At 64.5% G+C, this 23,089-nt stretch carries 18 protein-coding genes; 6 read left to right on the forward strand and 12 right to left on the reverse strand.

Annotated features, from left to right (window positions below; all coding sequences use genetic code 11):
• Nucleotides 1-54: 54 nt before the first annotated feature.
• Together tsaE and ACJJV2_RS11825 are read right to left on the reverse strand one after the other, a co-directional pair.
• A complete protein-coding gene (gene tsaE / locus ACJJV2_RS11820) occupies nt 55-540 on the reverse strand; it encodes a tRNA (adenosine(37)-N6)-threonylcarbamoyltransferase complex ATPase subunit type 1 TsaE (protein WP_043335197.1) in 486 nt (161 codons plus the stop codon).
• A complete protein-coding gene (locus ACJJV2_RS11825; protein ID WP_405281074.1) occupies nt 521-2,326 on the reverse strand; it encodes an NAD(P)H-hydrate dehydratase in 1,806 nt (601 codons plus the stop codon). Before ACJJV2_RS11825 ends, tsaE begins: the two co-directional genes overlap by 20 nt.
• A gap of 307 nt (nt 2,327-2,633) precedes the next feature.
• Here ACJJV2_RS11825 and queG point away from each other — a divergent pair, with 307 nt between their 5' ends.
• Nucleotides 2,634-3,704, forward strand: a complete 1,071-nt coding sequence (gene queG / locus ACJJV2_RS11830; protein ID WP_225996436.1) for a tRNA epoxyqueuosine(34) reductase QueG — start codon at nt 2,634-2,636, stop codon at nt 3,702-3,704.
• Between the two features lie 55 nt (nt 3,705-3,759).
• On the opposite strand, the gene orn is transcribed toward queG, so the two are convergent.
• Complete coding sequence (orn, locus tag ACJJV2_RS11835; protein WP_107335235.1) at nt 3,760-4,332, reverse strand: oligoribonuclease; 573 nt, start codon at nt 4,330-4,332, stop codon at nt 3,760-3,762.
• Nucleotides 4,333-4,515: 183 nt separating this feature from the next.
• Between orn and rsgA the strand changes: the two genes are divergently transcribed.
• The gene (rsgA, locus tag ACJJV2_RS11840; RefSeq protein ID WP_043335189.1) at nt 4,516-5,526 is read left to right on the forward strand and encodes a small ribosomal subunit biogenesis GTPase RsgA; all 1,011 of its coding nucleotides are present in this window, start codon (nt 4,516-4,518) and stop codon (nt 5,524-5,526) included.
• 127 nt (nt 5,527-5,653) lie between these two features.
• Here the strand turns inward: rsgA and ACJJV2_RS11845 are convergent, their stop codons facing one another.
• Nucleotides 5,654-6,988 carry an NCS2 family permease gene (locus ACJJV2_RS11845; RefSeq protein ID WP_082388884.1) on the reverse strand — a complete coding sequence of 445 codons (1,335 nt, stop codon included), beginning with the start codon at nt 6,986-6,988 and terminating at the stop codon, nt 5,654-5,656.
• 606 nt (nt 6,989-7,594) lie between these two features.
• On the opposite strand from ACJJV2_RS11845, the gene ACJJV2_RS11850 reads away from it, so the two are divergent.
• Nucleotides 7,595-8,458, forward strand: a complete 864-nt coding sequence (locus ACJJV2_RS11850; RefSeq protein WP_405281079.1) for a sulfurtransferase — start codon at nt 7,595-7,597, stop codon at nt 8,456-8,458.
• A gap of 291 nt (nt 8,459-8,749) precedes the next feature.
• Complete coding sequence (gene asd, locus ACJJV2_RS11855) at nt 8,750-9,667, forward strand: archaetidylserine decarboxylase (protein WP_405281082.1); 918 nt, start codon at nt 8,750-8,752, stop codon at nt 9,665-9,667.
• 487 nt (nt 9,668-10,154) lie between these two features.
• Here the strand turns inward: asd and epmA are convergent, their stop codons facing one another.
• Together epmA and efp are read right to left on the reverse strand one after the other, a co-directional pair.
• Entirely contained in the window at nt 10,155-11,210 is a 1,056-nt protein-coding gene (epmA, locus tag ACJJV2_RS11860; RefSeq protein ID WP_405282218.1) for an EF-P lysine aminoacylase EpmA, read from the reverse strand.
• A 239-nt stretch (nt 11,211-11,449) separates the two neighbouring features.
• Nucleotides 11,450-12,016, reverse strand: coding sequence for an elongation factor P (gene efp / locus ACJJV2_RS11865; protein ID WP_043335182.1), 567 nt, complete (start codon nt 12,014-12,016; stop codon nt 11,450-11,452).
• Nucleotides 12,017-12,107: 91 nt separating this feature from the next.
• On the opposite strand from efp, the gene epmB reads away from it, so the two are divergent.
• Together epmB and ACJJV2_RS11875 are read left to right on the forward strand one after the other, a co-directional pair.
• Complete coding sequence (epmB, locus tag ACJJV2_RS11870; protein WP_405281087.1) at nt 12,108-13,340, forward strand: EF-P beta-lysylation protein EpmB; 1,233 nt, start codon at nt 12,108-12,110, stop codon at nt 13,338-13,340.
• Between the two features lie 125 nt (nt 13,341-13,465).
• Complete coding sequence (locus ACJJV2_RS11875; RefSeq protein WP_043335180.1) at nt 13,466-13,825, forward strand: 5-carboxymethyl-2-hydroxymuconate Delta-isomerase; 360 nt, start codon at nt 13,466-13,468, stop codon at nt 13,823-13,825.
• Nucleotides 13,826-13,934: 109 nt separating this feature from the next.
• Here the strand turns inward: ACJJV2_RS11875 and ACJJV2_RS11880 are convergent, their stop codons facing one another.
• The 6 genes from ACJJV2_RS11880 to pgi form a co-directional block, all read right to left on the reverse strand.
• Nucleotides 13,935-14,183: a TIGR02647 family protein gene (locus ACJJV2_RS11880; RefSeq protein ID WP_043335179.1), complete on the reverse strand. Its 249-nt coding sequence runs from the start codon at nt 14,181-14,183 to the stop codon at nt 13,935-13,937.
• 241 nt (nt 14,184-14,424) lie between these two features.
• A complete protein-coding gene (gene serB, locus ACJJV2_RS11885) occupies nt 14,425-15,636 on the reverse strand; it encodes a phosphoserine phosphatase SerB (protein WP_131431580.1) in 1,212 nt (403 codons plus the stop codon).
• A 105-nt stretch (nt 15,637-15,741) separates the two neighbouring features.
• The gene (gene parC, locus ACJJV2_RS11890) at nt 15,742-18,018 is read right to left on the reverse strand and encodes a DNA topoisomerase IV subunit A (RefSeq protein ID WP_405281092.1); all 2,277 of its coding nucleotides are present in this window, start codon (nt 18,016-18,018) and stop codon (nt 15,742-15,744) included.
• Between the two features lie 126 nt (nt 18,019-18,144).
• Nucleotides 18,145-20,025, reverse strand: a complete 1,881-nt coding sequence (gene parE / locus ACJJV2_RS11895; protein ID WP_043335172.1) for a DNA topoisomerase IV subunit B — start codon at nt 20,023-20,025, stop codon at nt 18,145-18,147.
• A 214-nt stretch (nt 20,026-20,239) separates the two neighbouring features.
• Entirely contained in the window at nt 20,240-20,992 is a 753-nt protein-coding gene (locus ACJJV2_RS11900) for a YqiA/YcfP family alpha/beta fold hydrolase (RefSeq protein ID WP_339926593.1), read from the reverse strand.
• 281 nt (nt 20,993-21,273) lie between these two features.
• Nucleotides 21,274-22,977, reverse strand: a complete 1,704-nt coding sequence (gene pgi / locus ACJJV2_RS11905; protein WP_054557080.1) for a glucose-6-phosphate isomerase — start codon at nt 22,975-22,977, stop codon at nt 21,274-21,276.
• Nucleotides 22,978-23,089 lie beyond the last annotated feature (112 nt).

A 23,089-nucleotide genomic window follows, 5' to 3' on the forward strand; every position in this document is an offset into this window, starting at 1 on the left:
GATAACGAATGACCGGACACTGCGCCGCCAGACATCGCAAGCGGAACGGCGTCATCATGCCTGAGAGGTTCGGCGCTCGGCCAGTGTTGCCAACCAACCCTCACCTCGCGGTGTCAGGGCAGTCAATTCGGCCTCGCGTCCTTCGTCGGCGACGAACAGCGTGATGCGCAGATCCGGCGTGGGCAGAAAGCCCTGACCACAGCTCGGCCACTCGATCAGCGCCAGGCTGTCGGCGGCGAGCAGATCGCGCCCCCCGATGAACTCGAGCTCTTCAGGGTCGGCGAGGCGGTAGAGGTCGAAGTGGTTGATGTGCCACTCGCCACCCTCGGCCCGTGGCAGCACGTAGGGCTCCACCAGGGTGTAGGTCGGGCTCTTGACCGCGCCCTGGTGACCATAGGCGCGCAGCACGCCGCGGGTCAGGGTCGTCTTGCCCGCCCCCAGCTCGCCCTCCAGGAACACCAGCCCGCGGCCGGCAAGGATATTTCCCAATTGAGTGCCGAAGGCAACCTGGGCGTTTTCATCAGACAGAAGTATGCGCATCTCGGGCCCGTGGATTGAGCAATAAATGCATATAGGATGCCAGATCACCTGCGAGCAGGCCACGTTCACCACGCTCCTGTACCGCCCGGTCGGCCGCCAGGGCATGCACCAGCACCCCAAGCCTGGCCGCCTGCGCCATGGCGCGCGTGACTCGCCGGGCCTGCGCCGCCTCATCCTGGGAGGAACGCGGCTGGCGTGCATCGAAGCCGCCGTTGAGCGCCTGCGCCGCCAGACCCGCGATGATGCCACCCAGCACATCGCCCATGCCGCCACTGGCCATGCCCGGATTGCCATAGGGGCAGAGCGCCACCGCCGGCCCCTCGAGCACCCCCGCAGGACTCGCCACCAGACTGCCCGCGCCCTTGAGCACCACGCTGCCGCCGAAACGCTGCTGAAGCGCTCTTGCGGCTGCGATCCGGTCATGTTCGACGTCCGCCACACTGCAATCGAGCAAACGCGCGGCCTCGCCGGGATGCGGCGTCAGCACCCAGTCGTCGCGACGGATGATCTCGCCTTCGCTCGCGCGCCAGGCCAGCAGGCTCAGGCCATCGGCATCGACGACCAGCGGCTGCCCCGCCGCCAGCACCCGCGACATGCCGCCCCAGCCCCACAGCATGCTCTCGAGACTCTCGGTGCCCATGCCCGGTCCGACCAGCGTCACGCTGGCCTGAGCCAGCTGTGATTCCAGCACGGCGAAGCCATCGTGGCTGCTGCCCTCCGGGCCACTCTTGAGGCCGCGCGCCATGACCTCGGGGCAGCGCGTCAGGCTGGCGCTGATATGCGCGGGTGCCGTCAGCAGCGCGACCTTGCCGGCACCGGCCCGCGCCGCTGCCTCACTGGCCAGCAACACCGAGCCCCCCAGCCCCGGCCCGCCGCCGAAGACCAGCACGCTGCCGGTATCGCCCTTGTGGGCCAGCGGCGAGCGCGGCACCAGCTCGGATTCCAGCCAGCGCGGTGTCAGCCGCTGCACGGCGTCCTCTGCCAGCAAGGCCGCGGTTCGCGACTGCGCGACCACCTCCGGCAACACGCGCGCCGCGCCCAGGCGCGCCAGACTGACGTGCCCGGCGTGCAGCTCGGCGCGTCCGGTGTGCAGGCCCGGCTTGTCGACCAGAAACGTCAGCGTCACATCCGCTTCCACGGCGACACCCGCGACCGCGCCCGTCGCGGCATTCAAGCCTGAGGGCACATCCAGCGCCATGACATGCACGCCCTGCTGATGAGCGTGATTGATGCGCTCGATGGCTTCGATCACGCTGCCGCGCGGCGCATCGCGCAGGCCGATGCCGGTCAGCGTATCCACCAGCAAGGGCCAGCCCTTGAGCAGCGCATCCGCCGCCTCCTCATCGGCCTTCGGCCATGCCAGCGTCTCGACGCCAGCCTCGCGCGCCGCGATCGCGGCCAGCTGCGCATCCCCGATCAAGGCATCCTCCGGCGTCAAGGCGATGACCCGCACCTCGAAGCCCGCCAGCAATGCCAGACGCGCCAGCAGATAGCCATCGCCGCCATTGTTACCGCCGCCACACAGCACGCACAGCCTGCGCGTCTCCGGCCAACGCTGACGCAGCAGATCGAACGCCGATTGCGCGGCGCGCCCCATCAGGCGCTTCTCCACCGGCGCCTCGCTCTGGCCACTGTCAGCGGCGACGGTCTCCTCCGCGAGCATCCAATGCTCCAGATCACGCAGCGCCGCCAACGGCCACAGACAGTTGACCGAACGCCACAGCGTCATGGTCGCCGAAGATGCCGGGGGGCAGGTCTGGTCAGAGGTCGATTCGTGCGCTGTCATGCCTACACTCCTTGTCTGGATATCCATTGCCTGACTGGATGTTCGTTGCCTGTCTGGACGCTCGTTGCCTGCCTGGATGTGCGTTGCCTATCGTGAGGCATGGCGCTGCATGCCGCCTTCCTTTCTACTGCGCCTTACCTGCCGTGCTCACGCCGTCAGGCAGCACGCTTGGGCTGACCGGCAAGTTGCGCTAAGGTGGCGCGCCTCTGTCCTCGATCTCGCTGGAACCCCCATGTCTGCTCCGCACTCATCCACCGCCGCCGCTTCACCTGCCGACACCGGGAGCCCCGCCGCCGATGAACAGGCCATGGCGGAACTGGCGACGCGCATCAAGACATGGGGGCGCGAGCTGGGTTTTCAGCAGGTCGGCATCACCGATGTCGACCTCTCGGCCCATGAGGCCTATCTGGAGCGCTGGCTGGCCAACGGCCATCACGGCGAGATGAACTTCATGGCCAAGCACGGCACCAAGCGCACTCGTCCTGAGGAGCTGGTGCCCGGGACACTGCGCGTCATCAGCGTGCGCCTCGATTACCTGCCGCCTGAGGTCGAGACCACTCAGGTGCTCAGCCAACCCGAACGCGCCTATGTGTCACGCTACGCGCTGGGGCGTGATTACCACAAGCTGATGCGCAAGCGACTGGCCAATCTGGCCAAGCAGATCGAGAAGGAAGTCGGCAAGTTCGGCTATCGCGCCTTCGTCGACTCCGCCCCGGTGATGGAGCGCGCCTTGGCACAGAAGGCCGGCATCGGCTGGTTCGGCAAGAACGCCATGCTGATGAATCAGCAGGCCGGCTGCCTGTTCTTTCTGGGCGAACTCTACACCGACCTGCCCCTGCCGGTGGACGCCCCCTTTGAAAAGGAACACTGCGGCAGCTGCAACGCCTGCAAGGTCGCCTGCCCGACGGATGCCATCGTCGAGGACAAGGTCGTCGATGCGCGGCGCTGCATTTCCTACCTGACCATCGAGCTCGATGGCGCCATCCCCGAGGAATTCCGTCGCCCGATGGGCAACCGCATCTACGGCTGCGATGACTGTCAGCTGTTCTGCCCCTTCACGCGCTTCGCCAAGGCGACCCAGGAGACTGACTTCTCGCCGCGCCATGATCTGGATCGCATCGAGTTGATCCGCCTGTTCTGTTGGGGGGAGCAGGAATTCCTCAGCAAGACGGAAGGCAGCCCGATTCGACGCATCGGCTACGAGAAGTGGCTCTCCAACATCGCCATCGGGCTGGGCAACGCGCCCTGGTCGGAGCAGGTCGAGCATGTGCTGCGCGCCCGTCTGGCCTACCCCAGCGAGCCGCTGCGCGAGCATGTGCGCTGGGCGCTGAAGGAGCAGGCCATCAAGCGCGGCGCCCGCCTGGCCACCGCGCTTTGAGAGGCGTTGCCTCCAGGGCTTTCGCTTCGAGCGCCCTTGCCTAGAGGAACGATGCTTAGACGATGCCCTGCTGGGTCAGCTTGAGGAAGGTCTTGCGGTAATGCGCAAGCTCCGCCAGTGACTCACGGATATCGTCCATCGCCTGGTGGGTCGCACGCTTCTTGAAACCGTCGAGCGCGGCCGGATTCCAGCGCTTGGCCAGCTCTTTCAGGGTCGAGACATCGATGTTGCGGTAGTGGAAGAATTCTTCCAGCAACGGCATCTCGTGCTGCAGGAAGCGGCGGTCCTGATGCACGCTGTTGCCACACATCGGCGAGGCGCCTGCCGCCACGTGCCGGGCCAGGAACTCGAGGGTCTGGCGTTCGGCTTCGGCGGTATCTATCTGACTTTCCTTGACGCGCTTCACCAGCCCGGACTCACCATGGGTGCGCGTATTCCACTCATCCATCGCCTCCAGCAGGCTGTCCGGCTGATGCACGGCCAGCACCGGGCCTTCGGCGATCAGGTTGAGGTCGCCGTCGGTGACCAGCGTGGCCACCTCGATGATGCGCTCACGCGCCGGGTCGAGACCGGTCATTTCCAGGTCGATCCAGATGAGGCGGTCGGCCTGCGCGGTGGGATTTGCCATGGGTCACTCCTTGCTGAGCAGATGATGGAATGGCGCGGGACGCCAGTCGATGACAGCAGTATCACACGCCATCCCGGGGCGTCGCACGACACCCGAGGGCGCAAAGGGTACAATCGCGCCGCAAAGGGGGGAAGACTCTCCCATCCCTGGCGAACGAACGGCGACCGGAGTCACCAGCCAAGCATGAGTAAACGCAAGCTAAGCCGCCAGCAGCAATGGCGAATCGAGAAGGTGCAGGCCGAGCGTACCAAGCGCGCCGAGAAGCGCGAGACGCAGGACCGCGACAAGCTCGACGCCGGCGAATATGGCCCGGAGCAGCATGGCCGTGTCATCGCCCACTACGGGCGCAGCCTGGAAGTCGAGAGCGAATCCGGCAGCCTGCACCGCTGCCACCTGCGCGCCAACCTCGAGACGCTGGTCACCGGTGACCGGGTCATCTGGCGCGAAGCCAGCGATGCCAGCGGCGTCGTCGTCGCGCGTGGCGCACGCACCACCGAGCTTGAACGCCCCGACATGCGTGGCGTGCTCAAGCCGGTGGCGGCCAACATCGACCAGATCCTGATCGTGTTCGCCGCCGAACCCGCCCCGCAGCCCAACCTGATCGACCGCTATCTGATCGCTGCGGAAGCCACCGGCATCACGCCGGTGCTGGTGCTCAACAAGGTCGACCTGCTGCCGGAAAGCGGCGGTGAGCTGCGCGACCTGCTGGCGCGCTATGAAGCGCTCGGCTACGAAGTCGTCGCCTGCACCACGCGTGGCGAGTCGGGGCTTGACGCCCTCAAGGCCCAACTCAGCGACCGCACCTCGGTCTTCGTCGGCCAGAGTGGCGTCGGCAAGTCGTCACTGATCGGCATGCTGCTGCCCAGGGAAGAAGTTCGTGTCGGCCCGCTGTCGGCCGAATCACGCCAGGGCATGCACACCACCACCACCGCCTGGCTCTATCACATGCCGGATGGCGGTGACCTGATCGACTCGCCCGGCATTCGTGAATTCGGCCTGGTGCACCTGACTCCCGAGCAGGTCACCGACGGCTTCCGCGAGTTCCACGACTATCTCGGCTATTGCCGCTTCCGCGACTGCAAGCACGAGAAGGAGCCGGGCTGCGCCCTGCTTCAGGCCGTGGACAACGGTGAGATCGGCCGCGTGCGCTTCGAGAGCTACAAGAAGATTCTGCTCTCGCTGACCGAGAGCTGATCAGGCGCTATCAAAAGCCGTCAACAAAAAGCCCCGCCAGGCAGTCACTGCCTGGCGGGGCTTTTTCATGCTCGAGGCCCTCGAGATACATCACAGCCTCGAGACACATCACTGCCGCTTTCGAAACCTAGCCTTCCAGCAACAGCAGCAGTGACAGCGCGAACAGCACCCACATGGTCGGGCGAATCTCACGCGCCTTGCCAACGCCAAGCTTGATGACCACGAAGCTCAGGAAGCCGAACACGATACCGTGGGTGATGGAATAGGTCAGCGGAATCATCACCATGGCGATGAAGGCCGGAATCGCATCATCGAACTGGTGCCAGTGGATCTTGCCGATCGGCTCCATCATGAATACGCCGACCAGAATCAGCGCCGGGGCAGTCGCGATGGACGGCACCAGCGACAGCAGCGGCGCCAGGAACAGGAACGGCAGGAAGCAGAGCGCCACCACCACCGCGACCAGCCCGGTGCGTCCGCCCTGACTGATACCGGCCGCCGATTCGATGTAGGCATTCGCCGGGCTGGTACCCAGTGGCGCGGACACCAGCGCCGAGAAGGCATCGACCATCATCGAGCGACGGATATTGCGCGGGTCACCATTCTCGTCCTTCAGATTGCCCGCCTCGGCCACCGCCATGAAGGTCGAGAGCGCATCGAAGAACACCGTGAACAGAATGACGAAGATGAACGGCGCATAGGCCACCTTGAGCGAACCGAGCAGGTCCAGCGCCAGCAGGCCACTGAAATCAGGCGCAGCGAAGATACCGGTGAAGTTGACCAGCGTCGGCTGAGCGATCTCCGGCGGGAAGTAGGCGCTGCCATCCCCCCACAGACGCCCGATGGTGGTCGCCATCAGGGTCGTGACGATGATGCCGATGATCAATGCGCCGTGGATACGCTTCGCGACCAGGATGGCGGTCAGTGCCAACCCCAGCAGGAAGACCACCAGCGAGGGCGTCATCGGCGCGACACTGACCACGGTGACCGGGTTGGAGACGATCAGCTTGGCATTCACCAGACCGATCAAGGTGATGAACAGGCCGATACCACAGGCGATGGCGTAGCGGAGCTGAGCGGGAATCGCATCGATCACCAGGCGGCGCACGTTGAACATGGCCAGTACCGCGAAGATGACGCCGGCCCAGAACACGCAGCCCAGCGCGACCTCCCAGCTCATGCCGCCGCCCAGCACCATGGTGTAGGCGAACAGGGCATTGATGCCCATGCCCGGCGCGACCAGGATCGGGTTGCGCGCGTACAGGCCCATCATCAGGCTGCCGAAGAAGCTGACCAGCACGGTCGCCGTGAGGGCGGCACTGAATGGCACGCCGGCGGCTGACAGGATGCCGGGATTGACCACGATGATGTACATCGACGCCATGAAGGTGGCGATGCCCGCCAGCACTTCCGTGCGCGTCGTGGTGCCTTCGGCACGCAGTGAGAATAGGCGCTCGAGCAAGATGATGACTCCCGTTCAGGATGAAGCGATTGAGTAGCAGCTCAGCGTCGACGGGTCGCCGACACGCTGCACCGAAATGACACACGTTGAGCGCCCGCACCGCACTCGAAGAGTGCAGCAGCGCCACTGGCTATAGACAGTGTATTGCCTGGGGCCGCGAAGAGGGTGTTCCCGAGGGCCAGAATGTGGCATTCGCCCCAGGCCCGCTGCACTGAAACAAGCGCTTCTTTCGACAAGACCTACTGGATCTACTGGCTGCTGGGGCTACCGGCTGGCCTCGCCATCTGATCAGAAGCCTGTCCAGAAGCCTGTCCAGAAGGCTGTCCAGAAGGCTGTCCATAAGGTCAGGTCATGGCGCGCACTGTGCCCTGCTGGCACACGCGTCGTCCACGTCTGTACCGTCATACGTGCGCACTGGGCATTCACACGTTCGCCCCAGAATGTGACGCGCGGCATTATACTGAAAACATGTCGTTTCAGGGGACAAGATGGCAAGGAATCTGGCGCGGTGACACTTCGCCTCGCCGCAGTCACTTGACCACAGTGCCAGCCGACGTGCCATGATGCCGGAAGGATCACTCTCTTCGTAGAAGCAAGGATTACGCCATGTCTCACGATTCTTCACACCCTTCCCCCTCGGAAGCCGACCTGCTGCCCTTGATCGTCGAACCGCAGCAGCTCGCGGAGATGCTCGACCATCCTGATATCGTGATCGTCGACGTGCCGCTGAAAGCCGAGAGCCATGCGCGTCATGTGCCCGGCGCTCGCCTGCTCGACTTCAAGCAGCTGGTCGGCAGCAATGACGATGACATTCCCGGCGTGCCGAGCCCCGAGGCGCTGTCTGGCGTGATGTCAGCCCTTGGCATCACCCGCGACAGCCATGTGGTGGCCTATGACGATGAAGGCGGCGGCTGGGCCGGACGCCTGCTGTGGACCCTGGCGCTGCTCGGCCATACCCGCTACAGCTACCTCAATGGTGGCCTGCACGCATGGCAAGGCGATGGCCTGCCGCTGAGTGACACCGCCAGCGACTGGAGCCCCAGCGAGTATCACGCCGCCTACATGGACACCAGCGTGATGGCGACGCGGGAAGACATTCTCGATCGACTGGCGGCCGAGGACCCGCAGGAAAGCGTCGTGGTCTGGGATGCGCGCTCCGCGGAAGAGTATCGCGGCGAGAAGGGCCAGAACGCCCGCCTCGGCCATATCCCGGGCGCCGTGCATTTCGAGTGGACCGAGGCCATGGACCGTGAGCGCAACCTGCGTATCCGCGACTATGCGGAGCTGGTAATGGAGCTGGGCGCTCGCGGCCTCAACCCCGAACAGCACATCGTGACGCACTGCCAGAGCCATCACCGCTCCGGCCTGACCTGGCTGGTGGGTCAGGCGCTGGGCTTCAGCGATGTGCGCGCCTATCCCGGCTCCTGGAAGGAATGGGGCAACCGTGACGATACGCCCATCGAGCGCTGACGACTGATAATGGGTTGAAGGCTCCTGATAACAGACTGAAGGCTCCAGATTGCAGCCTGGGACGGGCCTATCGAGCGCCAGCACGCCAATGCAGGCCATGCCGGGATGAAACGCATGGCCTGCCTGGCAACTGTCGCCAGGCCCGCTGCTGCGGCAATTCGCAGGCTTGAGCCGTTATTGACGATGGGCTAAGGTGCAGCCCAACTGCTGGCCGCCGCTGTTGCCGGCCAACGCCCGCCCTCTCGAGGAGCGGGCTTTTCATTCCTGAAAGTGCCTGCAAGGATCGCCATCGTGGATCGCGCCAAGCTGTTTTCCCTGAGCCAGTACCCACTGCCCCAGCACCTGATCTCACGCCTCATCGGCCGTGTCGCCGCCTGCACCAATCCGTGGGTCAAGAACACCTTCATCGAGCGCTTCATCAAGGCCTACGGCGTCAACATGAACGAGGCGCTCGAGGAGAATCCGCGTGCCTACGCCTGCTTCAATGACTTCTTCACCCGCGCCCTGAAGGCGGATGCCCGCCCCATCGGTGAAGGCCTGGTGTCACCGGCCGATGGCGTACTGTCCCAGTTCGGCAACATCGAACACGGCACCCTGGTACAGGCCAAGGGTCAGGCATTCTCGCTGACCCAGTTGCTGGGTGGCAGTGAAGAGCGCGCCGCGCCCTTCCGCAACGGCCGCTTCGCCACTGTCTATCTGTCACCGAAGGACTACCATCGCGTCCATATGCCGGTGGCCGGTCGTCTGGTCGAGATGGCTTACGTCCCGGGACGCCTGTTCTCGGTCAACGAAGCCACTGCCAAGCACGTGCCGGGCCTCTTCGCGCGCAACGAGCGCCTGGTGTGCATCTTCGAGACCGAGCATGGTCCGATGGCCATGGTGCTGGTGGGCGCGATGATCGTCGCGGCGATCAAGACCGTCTGGAGCGGTCAGGTCACGCCGCTTTCCGGTGATGTCGAGACGACCCGTTTCGATCAACTCATCGAGCTGGCGCATGGCGCCGAGATGGGCCGCTTCCAGCTCGGCTCCACCGTGGTGATGTGCTTCCCGGACAGCGTCGAGTTCGATGACGCCCTGACACCGGGCCAGAAGGTCAGCATGGGTCAGTCACTCGGCATGCGCCCGTCTGCGACAGCGCCGGCCCCGACCGAGTCAGAAGAGCATGCGGCAGAGACGGTGCAGGACACGCCGGCCACAGGCGAGAAATAAGGTCAGGCATGGCGCAGCGCGAGCACGACACTCGCGCATAAAGCCCGCACATGAAATCCGGGCATAAAAAAAGGGAAGCCTCTGGCTTCCCTTTTTAACGACAGGAGCCTGACCGCGCCCCTCGCCTTCTTGCCTTGCCCCGCGATGAACGCTGCCATCGGGGTGATCACTACCTTCAGTGCCCAAACAGATCAGAGTCCTCCATGACGGGCGTCACGCTCTCACGACGCGACTGCCGGATGATGCCTCGAAGGCTCCGAGGGTTCGAGACATCATCTGTCGCCTTCTTTCACCATGCCCGATAAAAGAAGACCCGCTGCGACCATTGCCCTGGTCCTGCCATCACCTTGCCTGCGGGCTTCGCCGGCAAGCGCCAACCCTCCATGCTGACCTCTCCAGTCTAGTCGACGCACGCTCGGCAAGCGTGTTGGCAATAAACGCTGGAATTCACGCAAATCACATCAAAATCTGCCTCTCATGCCGGCTCTCAAGCACGTGATGCCGGAAAAGCGATGACCGCCGAGATATCGCGCTCTCCCAGCGCCAGCATGATCAGGCGATCCAGCCCCAGCGCCACCCCGCTCCCCGCTGGCATTCCCGCCTGCAAGGCCGCCACCAGACGCTGGTCCGCCGCCACTTCGGGCAGACCCTGGGCGACTCGCGCGGCATTGTCTTCGGCAAAGCGCGCCGCCTGCTCGCTGGCATCGGTCAGCTCGTCATAGCCGTTGGCCAGTTCGATGCCCGCCACGTAGGCCTCGAAGCGCGACGCCACCCAATCGCCCTCACTGTCCTGATGCTTGCGCGCCAAGGCAGCCTGCGCGGCCGGATACTCGGTGACCAGCTCCACGGTGGCTCGTCCCTGTGCTTCTGCTCCCTGAGACCCTGAGCCAAGGGTCGGCTCGATCACCAGGCTCATCAGCGCATCCAGGCATGTCTCATGCGACCAGTCGTCAGCCGCGACCTCACATTCTCGCGCACAGGCGGCTCGCAGCTCCTCGAGCGAGGCCGTGAAGGGGTCCAGCGCCAGCACACGGCGAAACAGCGCACGGTAAGGCGTGATGGCAGGCCTGGCCTGGGCGTCCTGAGACTCACTGAGCAGCGACGGCTGTCCGGTCAACTGTGCCCCGAGGGCCATCACGCGCCGGATCAGCTCGCAGGTCTCCGTCATCAGCGCCTCAAGGCTCATGCCGGGGCGATACCACTCCAGCATGCAGAACTCGGGATTGTGACGGCGGCTGACCTCGCCATCCCGGAAGGCACGCGCGATCTGGAAGATCGGCCCGCTGCCGGCCGCCAACAGACGCTTCATGTGAAATTCCGGCGATGTCTGCAGCCACATCGGCACGCGCTCACGCTCGCCCGGCAACTGCGCGGTCAGTGACAATGACGCGAGACCGACATCCGTCGAACCGGCCCGCCCCAGCACCGGCGTTTCCACCTCCAGCACCTCACGCTCGGCGAAGAAGGTGCGCACCTCACTGATCAGACGCGCGCGCTGGACGAGCCGCTCGCGCGTGGCAGTGGGCGCCCAGTCCTCAGCCAGGGCGGCGCCTGGCGCGGCAGTGGCTGAGAGAGGTGAAGCAGCGGCGGAAGAATCGGCATCAGACATGGACAGGCTCGAGGAAGGGATCAGCGGGAGACGTTGGCCAATCGCGAGGGCTGATCGACACGATCGCCCTGCACGACTGACCAGCAGGAATGAGGAGCACGAAGGAGCAGCACAAACGATGATGCCCCGCACGAGGCGAGGCATCAGGGTGTTCACGACGTGAGCGAAAAGGCTCAGGCGCGAGACACGTACTCGGCGCTGCGGGTATCAACCTTGAGGACTTCGCCCTGGTTGATGAACAGCGGCACACGCACCACGGCGCCGGAAGACAGGGTCGCCGGCTTGGAGCCACCGTTGGCGGTGTCGCCCTTGAGGCCCGGGTCCGTCTCGACGACTTCCAGCTCGATGAAGTTCGGCGCGGTGACGGCGATCGCGTTGTCGTTCCACAGCGTGATGGTGTAGACGACCTGCTCTTTCAGCCACTTGACCGTGTCGCCCAGCGCCTTGCCATCGACAGCGTACTGCTCGAAGGAGCCATCGGTACGCATGAAGTGCCACATCTCACCGTCGGTGTAGAGGTATTCCATGTCGACTTCCATGACATCGGCGGCTTCGATGCTCTCGCCGGACTTGAAAGTACGTTCCCATACACGACCGGTCTTCAGGTTGCGCAGCTTGACGCGGTTGAAGGCCTGGCCCTTGCCCGGCTTGACCAGTTCGTTATCGACGATGGCACAGGGATCATTGTCCAGCATCACTTTCAGACCGGACTTGAATTCGTTGGTAGAATAGTTGGCCATCTTGCTCGCTCTCGACTCGTTAACGGGTCTTGCCCGCCATGAATTCCAGATTGCAGTCAATTGGCTGCAATCATGACTAGAAGTGATGCGCATGATAACCCGAACCCCTGCATCCTTGCATACCATCCCGCACACCAGCCACGAAAGTCGTGCCTCAGAGGCCTTCTCATCTGCCGCTGAAGCCCCGTCGGCCCCGAATGACTGGCGTGCACAGCTACGCGACGTGATCCGCTCTCCACAGGCTCTGCTGGAGCGCCTGGGGCTGGAGCACGAGTGGCTGCCGGGCGCCCGTGACGGTCATGAACTGTTCGCGATCCGCGTGCCCGAGGCCTATGCCAGCCGCATCCGCGCCAATGACCCCGACGACCCACTGCTGCGCCAGGTGCTGCCGCTGGACGCCGAGACCGATGTGCTCGACGGCTACGTCACCGATCCGCTGGAAGAGGCCGAACATACGCCGCTGCCGGGGCTGATCCACAAGTACACCAACCGGGTGCTGCTGATGGCCAGCGGCGGCTGCGCGATCAACTGCCGCTACTGCTTCCGCCGTCACTTCCCCTATGACGACCATCAGCCCAGCCGCGCGCAGTGGCAGGATATCCTCGACTACCTGCGCGCCGACGAGCGCATCCACGAGGTGATCCTGTCCGGCGGCGACCCGCTGGTCTCACCCGACAAGCGCCTGGCGTGGCTGGTGGAGTCGCTGGGCGAGATCCCGCATCTCAAGCGCCTGCGCATCCACACGCGCCTGCCGGTGGTGATTCCGGACCGCGTCAATGACGAGCTGCTCGGCTGGCTGGGTAGCACGCGTCTGCAGAAGGTGCTGGTCATTCACACCAACCATGCCAACGAGCTGGACGACGCCGTCGCTGCCGCCATGACTCGCCTCAAGAGCGCCGGCGTCACCCTGCTCAACCAGGGCGTCATCCTGCGCGGCGTAAATGACAGCGTGGAAGTGCAGACGGCCCTCGCCGAGCGACTCTTCGAGTGCGGCGTACTGCCCTACTACCTGCATGCCTTCGACCCCGTGCAGGGCGCCGCCCACTTCGCGGTCAGCGATGAAGAGGCCTGCAACCTGATGGAAGCGCTGCTTGAGCACCTGCCCGGCTTCCTGATGCCGCGCCTGGTACGTGAAGTGCCCGGACGACGCTCCAAGACACCTCTGTCCAAGCCCTCTGTGTCCAAGCCCCCTCTGTCCAAGCCCACAGTGTCCAAGACACATCCGGGAGTCGACGCCGCCACTGGCCCTTCGGCGTCTTACCCTGCGGGCGACGAGCGCGAGCCATCTTCGCTCAACCTGACGGGTATCATCGCCAGCGCGTGAATGGCGCACTGGCAGCGTGAGGCAACAACAGGCGGCGTGCTGCACAAAATTTGCTACTATCGCTGGCCAATTTCATCATCGGCACACGCCCCGAGAGGCGTGGCCATGCTCAAGGAGCCCATCCCATGCCTCATCTCGTCATTGATTATGCCGACAGTCTGGCCCCCAGCCTCGACATGGACGCGATCATGGATGACCTGCATGCCGCAGCCATGCAAAGTGGCCTGTTCAAGGAAACCGACATCAAGGTGCGCGCGGAAAGCTGGCGTCACTGGCGTCTGGCCGGCAATCAGGCACCGCTGGCGCACAAGCACGGCTTCGTCAATCTGCACTGCCACCAGCTGGAAGGCCGCAGCGATGACGACAAGTCGCGCCTGGCGGATATCCTGATGGAGGCCCTCAAGCCTCACTGCGAGGCGGCCCGCGAAGTCAGCGTGGAGATCGTCGAGATCACCCGCGCGACCTATCGCAAGCACAAGGCCTGAGCGCACGGGTGACTCACCGCCCCTGAGGCCACTGACGAAAACGCCCCGTGGCCGAAAGCCACGGGGCGTTTTTCCTTCTCGCGATCAGCGATTCAGCCAACGGGCGAACTCAGGTGCCCGTCATGGCCATCGGGACGTGAAGCAGGTCATTGAGACGATGGGCGTGTTCGGCGGCCTCACGGCCCACCGACGTCAGATAGCCGCCATCCGGCAGCGTGGTCAACCCCTTGGCATGCAGACGCTCGGCGGCGGCCACCATGTCGGGACTGGCATCGTGGCGAATCTTCAAGCCCTTGAGGGCGGCATCATGCGGAAACAGGCACAGCAGGTGCAGTTCATCGTCATAGGGTGACGGCATGGGCAAACTCCTGACGGCGTGGCGAGTGGCGTTTCAGTATGGCGTCAACTGACGAGCGACGAGTCGTCGGCGCTTCCCCTCCAGTCTAGCCCTCACACCCGAAAGCGCATTGCTGCTTTGGGACTATTCTGCGACCTGATGACCAGACGACAACGCCCCCATCGCGGGGCGGCGATGGGGGCGTTGTCACTCACACACTGGCTTGTCACTCAGCGCAGGCGTTCAGCGCCTGAATCACGGATCAGTGCTCGAGATCCTGCTGGCGATAGCCCATCAGGTAGAGCACGGCATCCAGGCCCAGGGTCGAGATCGACTGGCGCGCCTGTTCACGCACCAGCGGCTTGGCGCGGAAGGCGATGCCCAGCCCCGCCTCGGCCAGCATCTTGAGGTCATTGGCACCGTCACCGACGGCGATGGTCTGCTCCATACGCAGGCCATGACGCTCGGCGATCTCGCGCAGCAGCAGCGCCTTGCGCTCGGCATCGACGATCGGCTCGCGCACTTCACCGGTGACCTTGCCATTGACGATCACCAGCTCATTGGCGTGGATCTCATCGAAGCCCAGCAGCTGCTGAAGATGACGCGCGAAGTAGGTGAAGCCGCCGGACAGGATCGCGGTGCGATAGCCCAGCGCCTTGAGGTTGGCCATCAGGCGCTCGACCCCATCCATCAGCGGCAGATTGGCGGCGATATCGGCCAGCACCGACTCATCCAGGCCTTCCAGCTTGCTCATGCGTTCGCGGAAGCTTTCCTTGAAGTCCAGCTCGCCCCGCATGGCACGCTCGGTGACTTCCGAGACTTCCTCGCCGACACCGTGACGACGCGCCAGCTCGTCGATCACCTCGGTCTGGATCAGCGTCGAATCCATGTCGAAGCAGATCAGGCGACGATGGCGACGCCAGATATCGTCTTCCTGGATCGCGATGTCGACACCGTGCAGCGCGCCCAGCGCCAGCGCCTTCTCGCGCAGGGCATTGATGTCGGTGCCACTCTCCGGCAGGCGCAGCCAGCACTCGACACAGGCGCCTTCGGCCGGTGACTCGCCATCCAGCGGCTCACGCCCCGACAGACGATGCATCAGCTCGACGGTGATGCCGAATTCGGCCGTCAGGCCGCCGACCTCGGCCAGAATGCCGGCCGGCAGACACGGTGCCAGCAGCGTCAGAATCCAGCGCGGGCGCTCCGCCTGATGGCTCCAGCGCGCATATTCCTCAGCACCGACCTGCACGGCCTGCACATCCAGCCCCAGCTGTTCACCGGCGGCGGCCAGCGCGGCCTCCAGATCGGACTCCGCGCCGAGAGCCACCAGCGCTTCCAGCGACACCAGCCCGAAGGTCACGCTCTGATTGATGTCCAGCAGTCGTGCGCCGCTGCGCGCCAGCGCCTGACCAAGCCCTGCCAGCTGTCCTGGACGAGCCGTACCGGTGGCACGGATCAAGATACGTTGTGTCATTGGAAAATCATTCCTGAGCAATGAATCATCAAGGTGTCGCCCACGGGGCATGTCGGCGTCAACGCCGACGCACCTCAGCTAACAAGCCAGGCCATCCGGCCCGGATCAACTATCGACGGCCAGACGGTCGACCTTCTGGAAGCCCTTGGGCAGCTTGCTGCCGCGGCGGCCACGCTCGCCACGATAATAATCGAGATCCGCCCCCTTGAGCAGGGTCTTGCGCTTGCCGGCATGCACCACCAGGGTCGCGCCGGCGGGCAAGACCACCAGCGAGCGCACGAACTCCTCGCGGTTGGCAGCGCGTTCGCCCGGAATCGACAGCATCTTGTTGCCCTTGCCCTTGTACATCTCGGGCAGCTCGGAGAGCGGGAAGACCAACAGGCGCCCTTCGTTGGACACCACCGCCACTTCCAGGGCCGCGGGCGTGCCATCGGCAGCCTCCGGCACTGTCGGCACCTCGACCGGTGGCAGCACCGCACAGCCGCGCGGCAAGGTCAGTGCCGCCTTGCCGGACTTGTTCTTGCCGGTGAGCTGCTCGAGCGTGGTCACGAAGCCATAGCCGCCATCGGAGGCCAGCAGATAGCGCGCGGAAGGCGCATCGAGCAGCAGCCCGACCATCGCCGCCCCCGCCGCCGGATTCATGCGCCCGGTGATCGGTTCGCCCTGCCCGCGTGCACTGGGCAGATTGTGCGCGGCCAGGGTGTAGGCACGCCCGGTGTCATCCAGCAGCACCAGCGGCTGATTGGTCTTGCCGCGCGCCGCCAGATGGAAGCGGTCGCCGGCCTTGTAGGACAGGCCTTCGGGGTCGATATCATGCCCCTTGGCGGCACGGATCCAGCCCTTCTCGGACAGCGCGACGGTGATCGGGTCGGCGCCCATCAGCTCGACTTCCGACAGCGCCTTGGCTTCGCCGCGCTCGACCAGCGGCGAGCGACGTGCATCACCGAAGTCGGTGGCGGCCTGCTCAAGCTCACTGTCGATCAGGTCCGTCAGTGCTTCGTCATTGCCCAGCAGATGCTTGAGGTGCTTGCGCTCGCGCTTGAGCTCGTCCTGCTCGCCACGCAGCTTCATCTCTTCAAGACGCGCCAGGTGACGCAGACGCAGCTCGAGGATCGCCTCGGCCTGACGCTCGGAGAGCTGGAAGGTCTCGATCAGGCTGGCCTTGGGGTCTTCCTCCTCGCGGATGATGCGAATCACCTCGTCGAGATTCAGATAAGCCGTCAGCAGACCCTCGAGGATATGCAGACGGTCCTCGACCTTGGCCAGACGATGCTCGAGGCGACGCCGCACGGTGGCGCGACGATAGCGCAGCCACTCGGCCAGCATCTCGTGCAGCGCCATCACCCGCGGGCGCCCCTTGAGGTCGATGACGTTCATGTTGACGCGTGCGTTCTTCTCGAGGTCCGTGGTGGCGAACAGGTGCGCCATCAGGCCTTCGATATCGACACGATTGGAGCGCGGCTGAATCAGCAGGCGCGTCGGGTTCTCGTGGTCGGACTCATCACGCAGGTCCGCGACCATCGGCAACTTCTTGGCCTGCATCTGGGCGGCGATCTGCTCGATCACCTTGGCACCGGAGACCTGATACGGCAGCGCCGTGATCACGATATCGCCCTCTTCCAGCACATAGCGGGCGCGCATCTTCACGCTGCCACGACCGGTGCGGTAGAGCTTGGCGAGGTCGGTGCGCGGCGTGATGATCTCCGCCTCGGAGGGGAAGTCCGGTGCCGGCAGGTACTCCATCAACTGATCGCTGTCGGAGTCCGGATGACGCAGCAGATGGCGGGTGGCGGCCACGACTTCATGCACGTTGTGCGGCGGGATGTCGGTCGCCATGCCCACCGCGATACCGGTGGTGCCGTTGAGCAGCACATTGGGCAGACGCGCCGGCAGCACCTTGGGCTCGTTCATGGTGCCATCGAAGTTGGGCACCCAGTCGACGGTACCCTGGGAGAGCTCGGACAGCAGCACCTCGGAGTACTTCGACAGCCGCGATTCGGTGTAACGCATCGCCGCGAAGGACTTGGGGTCATCCTGGCTACCCCAGTTGCCCTGGCCATCCACCAGCGGATAGCGATAGCTGAACGGCTGCGCCATCAGAACCATCGCCTCGTAACAGGCGCTGTCACCGTGGGGGTGGAACTTGCCCAGTACGTCGCCGACGGTACGCGCCGACTTCTTGTACTTGGCATTGGCCGTCAGGGACAGTTCGCGCATGGCGTAGACGATGCGGCGCTGCACCGGCTTCATGCCATCGCCGACATGCGGCAGGGCGCGGTCGAGAATCACGTACATCGAGTAGTCGAGGTACGCCTTTTCGGTGTAGTCGCGCAGGGCCAGACGTTCGACGTCACCCTCCGCAACCTGGATATCCATGCTCATGGGCGCTTGACCTTGATTACGAGCGTAAAACCGGGGAGCGCCTGACTGTGGCGCTCCCGAAAGAATGCTGTCGCGCAGCTTGTCTGGCTTTCGAAGTTCAGCTGGCTGTGAAAGCTCAACCGATGATCAGACCTCGATATCGGCCATGTTGCCGTAGTCCTCGAGCCAGCTCTTGCGATCACTGGCACGCTTCTTGGCCAGCAGCATGTCGAGCATCTCGTGGGTGCCGTCATCCGCACTGCGCGTCAGCTGCACCAGACGGCGGGTGTCCGGCGCCATGGTCGTTTCCCGCAGCTGCAGCGGATTCATCTCGCCCAGACCCTTGAAGCGCTGCACATTGGGCGTGCCACGCTTGCTCTCGAGCTGCTTGAGGATGTGCGCCTTCTCGCTCTCGTCCAGGGCGTAATGCACTTCCTTGCCCAGGTCGATGCGGTACAGCGGCGGCATGGCGACGAAGACACGCCCGGCATCCACCAGCGCCGGGAAGTGACGCACGAACAGCGCGCACAGCAGCGTGGCGATGTGCAGACCATCGGAGTCGGCGTCCGCCAGGATGCAGACCTTGTGATAACGCAGCTTGGTGAGGTCATCCGAGCCCGGGTCCAGTCCGATGGCGACCGCGATGTCGTGGACTTCCTGGGAGGAGTAGATGTCATGCGACTCGACTTCCCAGGTATTGAGGATCTTGCCACGCAGCGGCAGGATCGCCTGAGTCTCGCGGTTGCGGCCCTGCTTGGCGCTGCCGCCGGCGGAGTCACCCTCGACCAGAAACAGCTCGCTGTCGGCAGGGTCGGAGCTTGAGCAGTCCGAGAGCTTGCCCGGCAGCGCGGGCCCGGAGGTGACCTTCTTGCGCGCGACCTTCTTGGCGCTCTTCAGACGGCGCTGGGCCGCCGAGATCACCAGTTCCGCCAGTGCTTCGGCCTGATCGACATGGTGGTTGAGCCACAGCGAGAAGGCGTCCTTGACCACGCCGGAGACGAAGGCGGCGACGCTGCGCGAGGACAGACGCTCCTTGGTCTGGCCGGCGAACTGCGGATCGAGCATCTTCACCGACAGCACGAAGGCGGCGCGCTCCCACAGGTCATCCGCACTCAGCTTGACGCCACGCGGCAGCAGGCTGCGGTAGTCGCAGAATTCCTTGAGCGCCTCGAGCAGACCGGAGCGCAGGCCATTGACATGGGTGCCACCCAGCGGCGTGGGGATCAGGTTGACGTAGGGTTCCTGCACCAGCTCGCCGCCTTCCGGCAGCCACTGGATCGCCCAGTCGACCCCGTGCTCCTCGTCCTCGAAATGGCCGACGAAGGGCGATTCCGGCAGGCGCTCGAAGCCATCGGTGGCGCCGAGCAGGTAATCGCGCAGGCCATCCTCGTAGTGCCAGGTCGTCTCGCTGCCATCGGTCTCGATGAGCACGACCTTGAGGCCCGGACACAGCACGGCCTTGGCACGCAGCAGGTGGCGCAGGCGCGGCATCGCCAGGCGCGGGCTATCGAAGTAGCTCTCGTCCGGCCAGAAGCGCACCAGGGTGCCGGTATTGCGCTTGCCGACGGTGCCGATCTGGGTCAACTCCTCGGCCTTCTCGCCATTCTCGAAGGCGATGCGCTGACGCAGGCCATCGCGGCACACTTCCACTTCCAGACGCGTCGACAGCGCATTGACCACCGAGACGCCCACGCCGTGCAGGCCGCCGGAGAAGCGATAGCTGTCCTGGGAGAACTTGCCCCCCGCGTGCAGCTTGGTGAGGATCAGCTCGATGCCGGTCACGCCATGCTCGGGGTGGATGTCGGTGGGCATGCCACGACCGTCATCGCCGACCTCGATACCGCCATTCTCGAGCAGGCGCACGCGGATTTCCTTCGCGTGCCCCGCCAGCGCCTCATCGACGGAGTTGTCGATGACTTCCTGCGCCAGGTGGTTGGGCCGAGAAGTATCGGTATACATGCCGGGCCGCTTGCGGACCGGTTCGAGGCCGGAGAGGACCTCAATGGAACTGGCGCTGTACTGACTCATCGCAGCCTTGTGTCCTTGGTGTTGACGTCCGCCATCCGACTCGCCATTTCACATGCGCGAGACGGACAACGGATTCCTGAAAAATGAGAGACCGGCGCCTGGCGTCCAGCATCGAACGCCCTGCCAAGTCGTGCCAATCCATGTCGTGCCAAGAGGTGCCGTGCCCAGCCAGGTCGTGGTGTGTCGTAGCAGAAAGCACCACGCGCATGACCTGCTAGTCCGGCGCGACATGCATCGCCGCTGCGGTGGCGGGGGCCAGCCGGTGCCCGCCATGCGCCATGATCGCCGGCAGATATTCCGCCAGCTGCGCAAAGCCGTGATCGCCACCCGGCGTGATGATCAAGCGACTTCCCTGATAGAGCCCTGCGGCATCATTGACATCCAATGTCTCATCGGCCGTCGCCAACAGCACCAGGGTGCGCTGCGCCGTGACCGGCTCCGCTTCCAATGCGAGCAGCCCGGGCCCGAAATCCTCGGTGACGGTGAACGTCACGCCGGTATAGGGGTTGGCATGCACCGAGCCGAGCCATTCGCTGACCAGTCGCGCGGGACGCACGGCCGGATTGATCAGCACACTGCGCGGCCCCTGACGCCAGACGCTCTGTGAAGGGCCTGCCGGCCCCTCGAGGCGTGCGGCCTCACGCGCGACCAGCCAGGTAGCCAGAAAGCCGCCCATGGAGCTGCCGATCACCATGATGGCGTCATCACAGACAGGGTCTGCGGGGTCCAGCGCCAGGCGCTCACACAACGTGAGATAGGCCGCGTTGACCGCCGCCTGACCCGCGCCGGGCTCCGGGGGGATGTCCGGCATCACGCACGGCAGGCCGAACTGCTCTGCCGCGCGCTGCATCAAGCGTGCCTTGGGCGAACAACTGGCCGAATTGAAGCCGTGCAGATACAGCAGACCCTTGACGGGCGCGGTGGCGTGCATCGCTGCCGTATCTGACGGAAAGGGGGAATTGGCCATCAGCACTCCCGACAACACGCCAGACCGCGAAACCTCCCCTCCCACGCCTCAAGATGGCTGGGCATCTCTCGAGCGTTCATAGGTTGGGAGCAGGGTTTTCGACGGTCCGCGTCGTGCTGTCTAGTGTAAACGATTGATTCGCTTATAGGATAGCGAGAATACTGTATAAATCAACAGAGAGCGACGACTGACGCCGCCGCTCGTCTTGCATGGCATATCAGCATGCCCTTACACACTCACACTCACACTCACACCCACTCTCACTCACATCCGCCGTGGGCTCAGCGCGGGTCCTGATCCTGGGCTGCCCACACCGCTTCGATCAGCGCACGGCTGGAGGCATCCAGCGTCTCGAAGCCTTCGCCAGTGGTCATGGTCGCTTCGGTGGCGGTGGCGATCTGCTTGCCCAGCTCCACGCCCCACTGATCGAATGGATTGATATCCCAGATGGTGGCCTGAACGAAGACCTTCTGCTCGTAGAGCGCAATCAACGCACCCAGCGTTTCCGGTGTCAGCGTTTCCAGCAACAACGTGGTCGACGGCTGATTGCCACGGTAGCGCTTGTGGTTCGGCTGCGCCTCATCACCGGGAATGGCGTCATCACCCAGCATCAGCACACGTGACTGGGCAAAGCAGTTGGCCAGCGTCAGACGGTGCTGTGCCTTGAGGTGGGCGCGTGTCTCGGCGTCCTCGACGTGATCATAACGGCACATCGGCGCGATGAAGTCACACTCGACCGCCTGGGTGCCCTGGTGCAGCAGCTGATAGAAGGCGTGCTGGGCGTTCGGCCCCAGCTGGCCCCACAGCACCGGACAGGTCGAGTAGTCGATCATCTCGCCATCGTTGGTCACTGACTTGCCGTTGGATTCCATCTCCAGCTGCTCGAGGTAGCTTGCGAAGTATTCCAGGCGACCGTCGTAGGGCAGGATGGAGTGGGCGCGGATATCGAGGAAGTTGTTGTTCCAGATACCGGCCAGCGCCAGCAGCACCGGCAGGTTGTCTTCCAGCGGCGCGGTGCGGAAGTGCTCATCCAGCTCATGCGCCCCGGCTAGCAGGCGACGGAAGTTGTCCATGCCGACATTGAGCGCGATGGGCAGACCGATGGTGCCCCACAGTGAATAGCGGCCGCCGACCCAATCCCAGAACAGCAGCTGGTGTTCCGGCGCGATGCCCCACTCGGTCATCTTTTCCGGCTTGGCGGAAGCGCCGATGAAGTGCTGACGGTTGATCAGCGCTTCCAGGCGCCCTTCCGGATCGAGGCGTGATTTCAGCCAGTCGCGCGCGGTGCGGGCATTGGACAGCGTGTCGATGGTCGAGAATGACTTGGAGGACAGGATGAACAGCGTGGTTTCCGGGCTGAAGGATTCCAGATAATCCGCCAGCTGGGAGCCATCCATGGTCGAGGCGAAGTGCACGCCGATCTCGTGGATGTCCTTGGGACGGCAATCGCTCAAGGCGCTGGAGACCATCAGCGGGCCCAGGTCCGAGCCACCGACACCGAGGTTGACCACGTCGGTGATCGGCTTGCCGGTGGCGCCGCGCCACTGGCCGCTGTGGAAGGTGTCGACCATCTCGGCCAGGTGCTCGAGGCTCTCGTGGATGGCCGGCACGATATCCTCGCCGTCCACCTCGAGGCTGGCGGAGCGCGGCAGACGCAGCGCGGCGTGCAGCGCCGGACGGTCTTCGGAGCGATTGACATGTTCACCGGCCAGCAGGCGCTTGATGCCCTGCTCGACGCCGGTTTCGCGCGCCAGATCCAGCAGCAGCTCCAGGGTCTCGCCCTTGAGGCGCTGCTTGGAGAGATCCAGACGCAGTCCCGCGGCTGAGCGCGTGAAGGTCGCCACTCGGTCACGCCCTTGCGCCGCATCCTCGGCGAACAGGTCCTTCAGATGCACATCGGCCATCTGCTCTTGATGATGGCGCGCGAGAGCCTGCCAGGCCTGGGTATTACGACGCGCAGAACGTGCCGCTGATTGAGTGGACATGGCCACCTCTCTCCTTGAAGTGTAATGACCGGCCCTGCATGGCCCGGCCTGAAATCGATTGATGGAGGCATCACCCGCCGGCCGTGACGGGTGCGTCACGGGCGCCGAATGC

Origin of the sequence: Cobetia sp. Ld8 (genome assembly GCF_045066615.1) — a bacterium.
Lineage (GTDB): Bacteria > Pseudomonadota > Gammaproteobacteria > Pseudomonadales > Halomonadaceae > Cobetia > Cobetia amphilecti.